The sequence below is a fragment of the Candidatus Arthromitus sp. SFB-rat-Yit genome (genome assembly GCF_000283555.1).
Classification (GTDB): domain Bacteria; phylum Bacillota; class Clostridia; order Clostridiales; family Clostridiaceae; genus Dwaynesavagella.
This window is the reverse complement of the sequence record NC_016012.1, coordinates 318,898-331,511: the sequence shown is the minus strand read 5'-3', so window position 1 is coordinate 331,511 and position 12,614 is coordinate 318,898. Positions and strand designations below refer to the sequence as shown.

17 protein-coding genes and 1 pseudogene are annotated in these 12,614 nt (G+C 24.0%); 2 read left to right on the top strand and 16 right to left on the bottom strand.

The window, feature by feature from the left end; translation table 11 throughout:
• Window positions 1-11: 11 nt before the first annotated feature.
• From RATSFB_RS01510 to RATSFB_RS07220, 3 genes are all read right to left on the bottom strand, one after another.
• Complete coding sequence (locus RATSFB_RS01510; RefSeq protein WP_014094296.1) at window positions 12-941, bottom strand: magnesium transporter CorA family protein; 930 nt, start codon at window positions 939-941, stop codon at window positions 12-14.
• Between the two features lie 67 nt (window positions 942-1,008).
• Window positions 1,009-1,920 (bottom strand): HPr(Ser) kinase/phosphatase, encoded by a 912-nt coding sequence (gene hprK / locus RATSFB_RS01505; RefSeq protein ID WP_014094295.1) that lies wholly within the window; start codon window positions 1,918-1,920, stop codon window positions 1,009-1,011.
• Complete coding sequence (locus RATSFB_RS07220; RefSeq protein ID WP_083832984.1) at window positions 1,921-2,091, bottom strand: DUF896 domain-containing protein; 171 nt, start codon at window positions 2,089-2,091, stop codon at window positions 1,921-1,923. It lies immediately after the preceding gene.
• A gap of 183 nt (window positions 2,092-2,274) precedes the next feature.
• Here RATSFB_RS07220 and RATSFB_RS01500 point away from each other — a divergent pair, with 183 nt between their 5' ends.
• Window positions 2,275-2,541 carry an autorepressor SdpR family transcription factor gene (locus RATSFB_RS01500; protein ID WP_014094293.1) on the top strand — a complete coding sequence of 89 codons (267 nt, stop codon included), beginning with the start codon at window positions 2,275-2,277 and terminating at the stop codon, window positions 2,539-2,541.
• A complete protein-coding gene (locus tag RATSFB_RS01495; RefSeq protein WP_014094292.1) occupies window positions 2,538-3,185 on the top strand; it encodes an SdpI family protein in 648 nt (215 codons plus the stop codon). Before RATSFB_RS01500 ends, RATSFB_RS01495 begins: the two co-directional genes overlap by 4 nt.
• Before the next feature lie 204 nt (window positions 3,186-3,389).
• On the opposite strand, the gene RATSFB_RS01490 is transcribed toward RATSFB_RS01495, so the two are convergent.
• The 13 genes and pseudogenes from RATSFB_RS01490 to RATSFB_RS01430 all read right to left on the bottom strand — a co-directional run bounded on the left by RATSFB_RS01490 (window position 3,390) and on the right by RATSFB_RS01430 (window position 12,606).
• Window positions 3,390-3,680: a DUF1292 domain-containing protein gene (locus RATSFB_RS01490; protein ID WP_242821405.1), complete on the bottom strand. Its 291-nt coding sequence runs from the start codon at window positions 3,678-3,680 to the stop codon at window positions 3,390-3,392.
• Complete coding sequence (locus RATSFB_RS01485; RefSeq protein WP_014094290.1) at window positions 3,668-4,048, bottom strand: PH domain-containing protein; 381 nt, start codon at window positions 4,046-4,048, stop codon at window positions 3,668-3,670. The genes RATSFB_RS01490 and RATSFB_RS01485 overlap by 13 nt, the downstream gene beginning before the upstream one ends.
• A gap of 67 nt (window positions 4,049-4,115) precedes the next feature.
• Window positions 4,116-4,505 carry a hypothetical protein gene (locus RATSFB_RS01480; RefSeq protein WP_014094289.1) on the bottom strand — a complete coding sequence of 130 codons (390 nt, stop codon included), beginning with the start codon at window positions 4,503-4,505 and terminating at the stop codon, window positions 4,116-4,118.
• 92 nt (window positions 4,506-4,597) lie between these two features.
• The gene (locus RATSFB_RS01475) at window positions 4,598-5,977 is read right to left on the bottom strand and encodes a hypothetical protein (protein WP_014094288.1); all 1,380 of its coding nucleotides are present in this window, start codon (window positions 5,975-5,977) and stop codon (window positions 4,598-4,600) included.
• Between the two features lie 84 nt (window positions 5,978-6,061).
• Complete coding sequence (locus RATSFB_RS01470; RefSeq protein ID WP_014094287.1) at window positions 6,062-6,937, bottom strand: DNA-3-methyladenine glycosylase family protein; 876 nt, start codon at window positions 6,935-6,937, stop codon at window positions 6,062-6,064.
• A gap of 9 nt (window positions 6,938-6,946) precedes the next feature.
• The gene (locus tag RATSFB_RS01465; protein WP_014094286.1) at window positions 6,947-7,573 is read right to left on the bottom strand and encodes a redox-sensing transcriptional repressor Rex; all 627 of its coding nucleotides are present in this window, start codon (window positions 7,571-7,573) and stop codon (window positions 6,947-6,949) included.
• Between the two features lie 103 nt (window positions 7,574-7,676).
• A complete protein-coding gene (locus RATSFB_RS01460) occupies window positions 7,677-8,162 on the bottom strand; it encodes a hypothetical protein (RefSeq protein ID WP_014094285.1) in 486 nt (161 codons plus the stop codon).
• Window positions 8,155-8,706 (bottom strand): hypothetical protein, encoded by a 552-nt coding sequence (locus RATSFB_RS01455; RefSeq protein ID WP_044035485.1) that lies wholly within the window; start codon window positions 8,704-8,706, stop codon window positions 8,155-8,157. Before RATSFB_RS01455 ends, RATSFB_RS01460 begins: the two co-directional genes overlap by 8 nt.
• Window positions 8,707-8,782: 76 nt before the next feature.
• A pseudogene (gene rpe / locus RATSFB_RS01450) lies at window positions 8,783-9,450 on the bottom strand (ribulose-phosphate 3-epimerase).
• Between the two features lie 38 nt (window positions 9,451-9,488).
• The gene (locus tag RATSFB_RS01445) at window positions 9,489-10,151 is read right to left on the bottom strand and encodes a hypothetical protein (protein ID WP_014094283.1); all 663 of its coding nucleotides are present in this window, start codon (window positions 10,149-10,151) and stop codon (window positions 9,489-9,491) included.
• Window positions 10,152-10,170: 19 nt separating this feature from the next.
• Window positions 10,171-11,247 carry a mannose-1-phosphate guanylyltransferase gene (locus RATSFB_RS01440; RefSeq protein WP_014094282.1) on the bottom strand — a complete coding sequence of 359 codons (1,077 nt, stop codon included), beginning with the start codon at window positions 11,245-11,247 and terminating at the stop codon, window positions 10,171-10,173.
• Between the two features lie 104 nt (window positions 11,248-11,351).
• Window positions 11,352-11,885, bottom strand: coding sequence for a signal peptidase I (lepB, locus tag RATSFB_RS01435; protein WP_014094281.1), 534 nt, complete (start codon window positions 11,883-11,885; stop codon window positions 11,352-11,354).
• An 88-nt stretch (window positions 11,886-11,973) separates the two neighbouring features.
• Window positions 11,974-12,606, bottom strand: a complete 633-nt coding sequence (locus tag RATSFB_RS01430) for a V-type ATP synthase subunit D (protein ID WP_014094280.1) — start codon at window positions 12,604-12,606, stop codon at window positions 11,974-11,976.
• Window positions 12,607-12,614: the final 8 nt, after the last annotated feature.

Sequence of the window (12,614 nt, the reverse complement as noted above, 5' to 3'; positions counted from 1 at the left end):
TTTAAAAATTTTTATAACCAATCTTTCTTTTTAAACAAAATTATAAGTAAACATACAATTATAATCATTACAAAAATAACTATATGTATAGAATAACAAGAATGCCTAAGTGGCATAATCTCAAAACTCATCCCAAAAAAACTTGTAAGTAAATCAAGAGGAAGAAAAATAGATGCAACAAGTGTAAAAACCTTCATAAGTTGATTTGTCTTATTTGAAAGCTCAGATTCATACGCCTCTCTAACAAGTGATAATTGTTGATTCAAACTTTCAATTGCTCCCATAAGCTTTTGAAATTTTTCATTTATTCTCTCAAATAGTATAATATCATTTCCATCTATAATACCATTCTCATTTAATATTAAAGAATCACCAATATATCTAAGAGGGTATAAATATTTCTTAACTCTATATACTTGACCTCTAAGACGAACCAATTCCTCAAAATTCCTCCGAGAATCTTCTTTTAATATACTTATCTCAATTTTATCACACTTCGAACTTATAGAACTTATTGTTGAATAATTCTTAAGTATTACCCTGTCTATTATCATATATAAAAGTGTTGATATTTTAGGATTATTTTTAACAACAAAACAATTCTTATTTTCCCTTAAATCAAGAATTAATTCATCTATAACATCTAATTTACTTTTATGTACTGTTATAATATAATTTTTACCGAAAAATATATTAAGATCCTCAAAACTCAATATATCATTGTTAAATTCTAACACATCCAGAGCAATAAATGTATATTCATTATAAAAATTAATTTGAGAAAAACCCCTAGCTGAATTTGAATCAAATATACACTCCATATCAAGTTCAAAAGGTATTGATGAGATTTCATTCTCACTTAAAATAAACCAATATAAATACTTATTAAGATCATACTCTTCTTCTTCTTTAAAAAGCTTTGAAATATTATATACGATCAAAATAAATCACCAACTTAAATAATTTATATAAGTTAGTATCTCTTATTAAATAAATTAAATGCGTAATCTAGTTTTGACTAATTTTTTTCATTCTCTCGCCTATAACATCTATTGCAGGTAGTCTACCAGTCAATTTATATCTATGACTTGCAGCAGCAGCTTCAACAAGAACAGATACATTCCTTCCAGGACGTATTGGTATACGTACGAGTTTTACCTTAACACCTAAAATTTCTTTATATAAATTATCAATGCCAAGTCTATCATAAGAATCATCATCTTTCCAATGCTCAAGTTCTATTATTAAATCAAGCTTCTTACTTTCAAGAACAGAAGATAACCCATATAGAGCTGTGATATCTATTATCCCAACCCCACGAACTTCAAGCATTCCAAAAGTTATACTAGGACAATACCCTATTATCTCCCTATCAATCTCCCGAAAATCAACAGCATCATCAGAAATCATCCTATGACCTCTTTTTATAAGTTCCAAAGCAGTTTCACTCTTACCAATACCGCTATCTCCCGTAATCAAAATACCAATCCCATAAATATCAACCAAAACCCCATGAACACGAGTTTCTGCCGCAAGTTTCTCATCTAAATATCTTTTAAGCCTGCTTATAATTCCAGTTGTATCCTCATTAGTCCTTAAAATTGTCCTTCCATAAATCTTTGCATACTTTTCTAATGATTCAAAAATTTCAAGTCCACGTGTTACTATTATGCACGGGGTATGTTTCTCCAAATATTCCTTAAATTTTTTATCCCTGCTCTCCTCATCTAAAGAATTCATATATGACCATTCAGTCATTCCAATTAACTGAATACGATCATTTGAAAAATATGAATAATATCCTGTAAGTTGAAGTCCTGGCCTATTTAATTGAGTTGTTTTAATTTGTACGGAAAAATCTCCCCCAACAATAACCTCAAATTTAAATGTTTTAATTAAATCATTAATAGTTACATACATTTACTCTTCACCCTTTTTTTTATAATTTTTAAGTTGATTTTCAAAATTTCCCCTAATTATTTTTACATATTCTTTCCTAAGTTTTTCTTGCTCAATTCTTTCTTCATCACTTAATCCAAATTCCTTAGATTTTTTATATAAATAATTTATTCTATCTATCATTTGTTTCATATTTAAAATAATTCCTTCCAAAATAAAATTCAATTCACAAATCTTATTTAAAGTATATATAATTTAATTTCTTTCTTCAATTAACTATAGTTATTTTTATAATTATCTAAATAGTTATTGACTAACTGACGAATATAATCATATACTATATTTAGATAAATTTCTAAATAGTTGGAGGAATTTATGAGTTTAAAGGAAACATTTAAGGCCCTATCCGATCCTATTAGACGGGAAATACTAACTTTACTTAAAAAAGATAAACTATCTGTAGGAGAAATCATTGAAAAATTTGATTTAACTGGAGCAACAATATCATATCATCTCTCAATACTAAAAAAATCAGGACTTATATTTGAATCTAAATATAAAAACTTTATATTTTATGAAATTAATACTTCAGTATTTGAAGAAGTAATATTATGGTTCTCAGAATTTGGAGGTAAAAAATGAATAAAAAAATAAATAAATCACTAATTTTATCATCAATATTATGTTTATTACCTATGATATTCTGTATGTTTATATACAATAAACTCCCCGATAAAATTCCAATCCATTTTAATATAAATGGCAGTATAGATTCCTATGGAAGCAAACTATTTGTATGTATAATCCTTCATCTAATCTTATGTATTTTAAACTTAATAACAAACATAGGCATTAACAATGATCCAAACAAAAAAAACCATAATAAAATTATAAAAAATTTAATATGTTTTTTATTACCAATTATGTCATTAATATTTATCCCAACGTCTATATTAATTAGTCTTGGAATTAGACTAAATATATCATTAATTGCCCCAATATTTGTATCAATTATATTTATATTAATTGGAAACTATCTTCCAAAATGTAGACAAAATTACACAATGGGAATAAGATTACCTTGGACATTAAACGATGAAAAAAACTGGAAAAAAACACATAGATTAGCTGGTTTACTATTTGTTATTTCAGGAATATTAACTATAATTATGACAATCGTATTTAATCCTCTCTCATATTATATACTAATAACTTCATTAATTTTAACAAGTATAGTAACAGCTTTATACTCATTTATAATATATAAAAAACAAAAAAACACCTAATAAATTAGGTGTTTTTTATATCCGCAGAGACGTTGGTTCATAAACTTAAGACCTGTTCCAAACAGGTGGGCAATCCTCATCATATCTATCTGCCTACTTCGCTTAAAAATTCTGGAAGCTTGACATCAATATTAATATTGGAAATCCCGATTAAGAAATGTAGGTTAAGTATAAAAACCTAGCGTTTACTGCAGAAAATTAATATTAACCATATATAATCTTCTTATATTCTTTTTTTACACGATTAAATTCTTCCTCATTATCAATAAAATTATACTCAACACCTTGATCAGAAAAATCTTCGCGCACAACATAAGAATCTTCACTATCTTGAATATCATCTCCAAGTATTAAATACTTTTTCTCATCTAAAAATATCTCTGCAATAATTTCAAAAGTTAATTTATTACCATCTTCATCCTTAAAATCCATATAAAACTTTTCATCTTTACTATAATAACTCATATTTTTATCCTTAAAAACTATTTTTTGCAAACTTTTTCTCCTAAAAATCGTTGGAGCTCTAATATATTTTTATCTCCAGAAAGCTTACTCTCTATTGGAGAATCTTTACCACTAATCCAAATTTTAAATTCAGAATCTAAATCAAATACACCCTTAGTTTCAATAGAAAATCTTACTACACTCCTATATGGTATAGATTCAATACTTTCTTTCTTTCCACTAACTCCCTGTTTATCCGTAAACATTATTCTATAACTAGTAAATAAAATTATATCCCTTACATACGAAAATGCAAATACTACTTCCTCATCTTCAAATAATATATCTAACAATTTATCTTTTAATTTATTTGGATCGGAACTAGAAGCATTACCCATTAACGTACTAAAAACTCCCATTTTATATCCCCCTTAAAACACAAAAAACTTGCCTAAAAAATATTTAGACAAGTGTATTATATCAATTTTATTCTCCATCTTCTAGTAAAAATTCACATATATTACTTCCAATTTTTTGATTAATTAAACTACTCAAAAGCTCCTTAGCATTTACATTTAAATTTATACTTAACAAAAATTTATCAAATTCACTAAAACTAGGATCTTTATTTACCAAAATTCCACTAAGCCTATCATCTCCATTAAATTCTCTAATATTTTTATCTAATAATCCAGCCCTTCTATAATTCATAATTGTTAAAGCTTTCGTAATCAATACAATATCAGTACACGTCAAATTATTGTTTATAACAAACGTAAAGAAATCAAAATTAACATTAATATGTTTACTTATACCATCTACAAGAATATAAAGGAAATTAAGCTTACTATTCAAAACATCTATACTCAATTCCATAAAAATACCTCTTAAAAACATTATTTATATATGTATTTTGTCTTTATAAATTTAATTTTATGTAAAAAAATAAGACTCTAAAAGAGTCTTATTTAAATTTGAGCAATCATTATTTTATAATTTGAAATATCATTTTCTAATACAGCAATATCCTTTTCTATAGAATTAACCAAATAATACTTATTCTCATTTAAACCTTCTAAAATTTCTAATTTCTTATTTTTAAATTCACTAATTTTTTTTGTACTATCATCGATTTTTTGAATTAATATATTTCTTAACATATTTCTTTGATCATCTGTAAATTCATATCCATCACCAATTACATTTTCAACAAATATTTTAGAATTAGAATCTAAACTTAATTTTATAGAGAAACCATTTTCACCTTCTAAAACATAACCAAAATACACAGGTGCTTTTCCAATCTCAAAATCTTTAATCACATATTCAGGATTGATATTATGATTTTTCAAACTTTCTAATTTTACCTTAATATTACTAATTAATTCTTCTACTCTCGCATTAATAGCTTCTATACTTAATTTCGAACTCTTAATTGAATCTATCTCTAGATTTAATAATATAATCTCTTGCCCTAAAGAATACGCTTTAACATTTTCAATTTGTTTATTTAATTCATTTATTATATTATCTTGATCAATGGTAGATATTTTAGATGATTTAACCATCTCTATTTCTTTATTAAGATTTCTTATCTTCAAATTTTCATATTCCAGTCCATTTTTAATAATATCACTCAAATCTGAAATTTCTTTTCCATCTACACTAAAACTACCATCAGAATTTACCCTAATAGAATAAACATCTTTATATTCTCTATCAGTACAAATTATACTAATTAACTGTCGAACATCAGTTTCATTTGTTTTAAATAAATCCTCAGTAAACGTCTGCTTATATTCTGATGATTTAAAATTAACTACAGAATAATTTATCCAATTAGATAAACTATCTATAATTCTTTGCAATTCATTAATTTTTTGATCTATATAACTTTGATCATTATCACTTATCTTTATATTATCTTGTTCTATTCTTAAATCTTTAATTTTATTTTGTACAATAATTATTTCATCTCTCAAAAAAGTAGCAGGACCAATTTCTAACGTCATTGGAAACGTTTCATATTTTTTAGGATCCTTATTATAATCATCTAATAAATACTTAATTTCTTTCTTATATTCATCAATTTTATCACTAGGTATACTATTCTCATTTATTATATCAAACATCTTAGCAATAGCTTGTATAACTGCACTATTTACATCAACTAAATCATATTCACTTCCTAATATATCTATTTTACTATATCCTTCAATTTCATCCAATTTATTATCCTTTAATTCAAATACAATTCCACTATTACCAACAGCATTAGCATTTAAATTCATACCAAACATAAATAAGGAACTAGCCAACCCTAAAGATAATATTTTACTTTTACTCATTTTTATATACCTCTCAATTTAATCATCTTACATAAATAATGACAGTTTTATTATCTAAAAAAGTTTTAAAACAAGCAATATTATTTAAATTTTTATATTATTTTCTCTTACATAATAAAATAAATATTGCTGGGCAAGCCCACTTAAATCTTTAAATAAATTTCTTCCAAAATCACGTATACCCTTTAATGAAGTATCTGGTGCTACATAAAATTTCATCATAGCCCTTTTTACCCAAACATCAACTGGAAATGCTGAATATTTTTTCATAGAAAACAACATTATACAATCAGCTACTTTGACTCCAACACCATTAAATTTTTGTAATTCTTTATGACATAAATCATCACCTAAATTCATAATATATTCAATATCATTCTCTTCACTGAGTAATTTGATAGTATTATACAAGTATTTATCTCTAAATCCAACACCACATTCTCTTAATTCCTCTTGAGTCACAGTAGACAATTTATCTAAACTTGGAAATTTATAATATATTTTACCTTTATATGAAATAGAATCACCATATCTTTCACTAATATTTGATATAGCCTTTTTTATCATAGGTATCCTATTATTAGATGAAATTATAAAAGATAAAATCATTTCAAATGGATCTTGATTCAATATTCTAAGACCATATCCAAAATTAATAGCTTCATATAAGTATTTATCCTGCTTTAAATTTTTCTTTAACTTCGAATAATTTCTTTCAAAATCAAAATAATCTATCCAAATATTTTCAAAATCTTCTAAATTTGAATTATGTATAATTAAATTAAAATTATCCATTTCTAATTCTATAACTCTTTCTTTTGCAACAACAATATATGTACCTGTATCAGTACGTTCCCATCTGAAACACTGACCATTTTCAAATATATGTTTTAATACAAAGTTTTCTATTTTCTCTACAATTACTCTATTATCTATACAACTATAATTTTTAAACTCCATTATTTATATTTAAACTCCATTATTTATAAAGTATGTCAACGTAAATAAACTATCATTTAAATTTACATTTTCAACAAATGTTTTTTCAGTAGATAGTAAATCAACCGTTGCAAAATTCCAAATCCCAGTCACTCTATCTTTTAATATTGTATATATAGATTCTACTTGAAGCTCAGGTATACATAATATAGCTAGATCAATTTTATTATTTTTTACATAGTCAATCAATAATTCTACATCCAATACCTCAACTTCTCTAAAAGATAATCCAATAATCTTAGGATTTATATCAAATATAGCTTCTATATTAAAACCCATAGTAAAAAATTTAGAATAATTCATAATAGCTTGTCCTATATTACCAGCACCTACGACAATACAACTATACTTTTTATTTAAACCCAATATTTCCTTAATTTTTAAATATAATTCCTTTACTTTATATCCATATCCATGTTGTCCAAAATCTCCAAAACAATTAAAATCTTGCCTAACTTGAGATGCTGTAGAACCCAATTTAATTGCAAGTTCTTTAGATGATACCCTCTCAATCTCCCTTATCAAAAAACCCTCTAAAACTCTCAAATACTTAGGTAATCTTTTTATTACTACCTTAGATATTTTGCTAGAAATCATTATATAACCTCCTCTAATAGTAAATATCAATTTCTAAATTTATTCATCATAAATACGACCAACTAATTTTACACTATTTAAAAATAAAATAAGTACAAATATTCTAACAATAAAATTTACTAACTAACTGATTATAATCTAATTTAAAATCTTCTCCATGAATAATCTTAAACTTATAATCATTCATACTATCTAAATAACTTCTAATACTATCGCTTATAATGCTTGTCGTAAAAATAAATATATTTTTACATCCTTTACTCTCAAAAATAGCAATTATATTTCTAATATCATGTAAATTTAATATATTTGAATTTCTATTATCATAATACAACAACCATTTACAAATATCATCATATAAATATATATCATTATTTTTAATTTCAAATTTATAATTATATGCTCGAGTTAAAAAATCCAACGCAAAGTCGGAGAACTCTAAATCATTAAATTCTAAAACCTTATTTAATATAAATACTTTATTATTTAATATTTTAAATATATTAAGTAAGTTATCAAATATATTAAGTAAAATTGGTAACATAATTAATACACATATAAATATTAAAACTCCATAAAAATTAAGCATATACGCTCCCCTCAGTATATTCTTCATTTCGTTTGCGTGCAAATTTAATTATATCATATCCATTTATTATATCTATTATATACTTATTAGAATTTAAATTTATATTATTTACAAATCTAATTGCATCGTCCATAAGATTAGAATTAACAAATATTATACCTTTATTTACATTATCCCTAATCATATAATTTATTAATTCCAATACTTCATCATATGTAGCTAAATTAATATCTCCATTTTCTAATACATCTTTCAATATGCACGAGCAGTATACTTTTTTGCCATTTTGATTAAACTTTATATCTACAACTTCCCTACCGGTAATATCTTCAATAATGATATCATCTACGTTTTTCATTTTGGATACTATATATTTACATAACAATAAGTAATAATCTACCCCATAATTTATTAAATCCCTCCTACTAATTATAGATCTTGTTTTTAAGTTATTTTTAAATCTATTTTCAAGATATGATCTAATAAAAACTAATAACTTATTAATTAAAAAAACCATTACTATAACAAAAAAATATTTAGTCAAAAATATACTTACCTCCTATTTTAATATAGATTATTTCATTTTTAAAACTTTATATACAAAAATAAGATAAGTCAACCTAAATAAGTCGACTTATCTTATTTTTTAATCTATTTAGATTATCATAAATTGGTTTATCATTAAAAATATCTGAACCTACAACTATATCCCTAACTCCTAAATCGTATATTATATCGATATTAGAGGCTTTAATTCCACCATCTACTTGTATAATTTTATCTTTAATATTATATTCATTTATCATATCATTTAATAATGTTATCTTTCTAATCATATGTTCTATAAATTTTTGTCCTCCAAATCCAGGATTAACTGTCATTATCAATATTTTATCAACTATATCTAATAAATCTATAATATTATAAATAGATGTGCCTGGATTTAAAGCTACACCACAATCAATATTATTTTTTTTATTTCCTGTATAAATTTATAAACATGATTACTTGATTCTTCATGTAGCGTTATACATCCAACAGAAATATCTATTAATTTTTCTACTATAACTTCAGGATTACTAGCCATAATATGACAATCTAAATAAAAATCTGTAAATTCTTTTAATTGTTTTATTTGATCAATACCAAAAGCTATATTAGGTACAAAATGACCATCCATAATATCAACATGTATCTTATTTATTCCACTTTCTTTTAATTGATATAAATCTTTTTCTAAATTAATAAAATTTGCTGATAAAATTGATGGGTTTATTACGTTATCCATTTCTTTCCTCCAATAAGTTTTATATAGCAAATATATTTTTACATGAGTTTGGAATAAAAAATTTTATCCATGATGCTTAATTTAATACTTCTTTCAGATTTACCATCTCTAATCTCACGTTCATAGAAATCTTTCCAATAATTATTAAATGATTCACTATCTATATCCTTGCCAAAAATTAACCCATATATCAAATTTATAAATTCATCTAAATTTAAAGCAGTAGTATTATCTAATATTTTAGATATAAACCCCTTTATTTCACCGTTATCCTTTTGTATCTTAAAATACCAATCATTAAATTCCTCCTCATCAATATCTTTTTTAAATGCTAATTTATAATTTTTACATATATATTCAGATAATTTATCAGAACTACTTAAAGTAAAAGTTTCTAATAAATACATTTTATTACCATTTATATATTCTAATGTTAGAATCATATTTTCATAAGTTTTACCTACTACAAGTCCACTTATTTGAATATAACTGTCATTGATAATAACATCAATTATAGGATTATTTAAAATTAAACCTCTATATAAGTTATCAGTATTAACATTTACACATGCAAAATATCTAGAATTAATCTTTACTTCATTTACAGCTAAACTCTTTAATTTTCCAATATCTATTGTCGTTTTTTCTTTATCATCTTTAAATGCTGTTTTTAACACTACCCTTTCTTTTTTCAAATTCATTTACCTCTTATAAATATTATTATATAAATTTATCAAAATTCCTTGCATTCCTTAAAATATTTGAAATATATTTCACTTCTTGTTCTCTATTCTTATCTAAAATCAAAGTAACATCATCAGTATTAACAATGATTAGATCCTTAACTCCAAAAGTAATCGTTAAATTATCATTGCCAAAAATAATACAATTTTTACTTTCTTCACATAAAATATTACCTACAGTGAAATTAGTATCATATTGAGATAAAAATTTCTTAAAAGATGTAAAACTTCCTATATCATACCACTCAAATAATCCTTCAATAACATATGCCTTCCTAGTTTTTTGCATAATACCAAAATCTATAGAAATACCTTCTAATCCAGAATAAATATTATCTATAACAGTATCCTGATTTTCTTTTGTATCAGTTTTATATATTTCCATCATCGAACTATATATATTAGGCAAATATTTTTCAAGCTCTCCTAAATATATATCAGCTCTAAAACAAAAAATACCACTATTCCATAAATAATTACCTGATAATATAAACTTTTTTGCTATTTCTAAATTCGGTTTTTCTATAAAATTTTCCACTCCATGAATGTTAAAATCATATTTAGAAGTCACTCTATCTCCAATTTTTATATATCCATATCCAGTATTAGGTATATTAGGTTTAATTCCTATCATAATAATAGCTCTTTTTTTATCAGATGCATCAATAGCATAATTCATAACTTTATAAAATTTTTCACATTCTTCTATATAGTGGTCTGAAGGAAATATTAAAATATTAGCATCTTTATCTTTTTTTAACAAATTTACTGCAGCTAAAGCAATGCATACAGCAGTTTCTCTATTGTAAGGTTCTATAATTATATTAGATTCATCTATAAAATCTGAAGATTCCGAAATAATATTTTTTTTAAAATCCTTATTAGTAATAATATATATTCTATCATTATTAATTATTTTAGAAACTCTAGAAAGGGTATTATATAATAAACTTTTATTCCCTATTATATTTAAGAACTGTTTTGGTCTATTTTCCCTTGAGAGCGGATATAATCGCAATCCTTTTCCTCCTGCCAATATCAAAGCATAAGTCATAATATAACCCCTAATTCTTTTATTAATTTATATATAATATGAAAAATTTATATTATAGTTAATTAAAAATAAAATACATATGTAACTTTTATCAAATAATCAATCTATCCAAATAATTTGAATCTCTTAATAGGGTAAAATAAACTAACTACACGTCCTAATATTAAATCACTATATATAAACTTATTATCCCAAAATCTAGAATCAAATGAATTTCCTAAATTATCTCCTATTACAAAATATGATTTGTCTGGAACAACAAATTGTTCATACCTCTGATAATTACTATTAACAATATATTTAGAATCAATGGCTTTTTCTCCATTAACAAAAAGATTTAAACTTCCATCTATAGTTATAGTATCCCCAGGTATAGCTACAACTCTTTTAATAATATTTTTATTTAATTCATTTGAATAAAATACAATCATATCATTTCGATTAATATTTCTATAATTTTTGTAAACTATCAACCAATCACCTTCATTAACTGTTGGATACATAGAATTAGAAGTTACAGTTATAAAAAATATATTTTTAGACACAAAATTAGCAAAATAAATAGGTAGTATAATTATAAAAATTATCCATAATAAAATAAGAATCAATCTATTATTAAATTTTAATTTATTAACCATTCTAAATCTTTATCATAACCTCAAAATAATCTATACATAAAAAATTTATAATAACAGTAAGAGACCACTTATAAGTGGTCTCTTACTGTTATCTATCATTAATTATATCCTTAACCTTCATCAACCTTATTAGTGCTCCTCTTTCATTCTCATCTAACTTCATTCTAATGTACTTTATTGTTTCTTTCAAATCTGGTATAGTCTTATATTCTAATGCATTTACTCTACGTCTAGTTTTTTCTATTTCATTTGCTAAAAGCTGAGTTGATTTCTCTACCTCTGCTAACTCAAGTAATTCAGAAAATACAAATCTCAAATTTATAATAGATCTATCGAGTTCAGAATTAGTATTAAATAATCCATATCGAATAGAATCCAAATGATTAAAAACATTATCAAACTTTAAAACTGGAACATTAACACTCATTATATTTTTAACAACAATATCTAATTCAACTTTATTAGATGAATATACTATGGCTTCATCTAAAAATTCATTTCCTAAAATTCCACGAGATATTACAAAATACTTAAAAGAATCAGATAATTTATTTTCAACCTTTTTTCTAAGATCACTATTATATTTTACAAGTATTATAAATTTTCTTATTAATTCATCTTGTTTATCTTTTAAAAGTTTATATCCTCTAACAGCTACAGATAATCTCTTTTTTAATTTCGTTAACTCCATTCTCGTAGGATTAACATTTAATCTACTCATATCAAAAT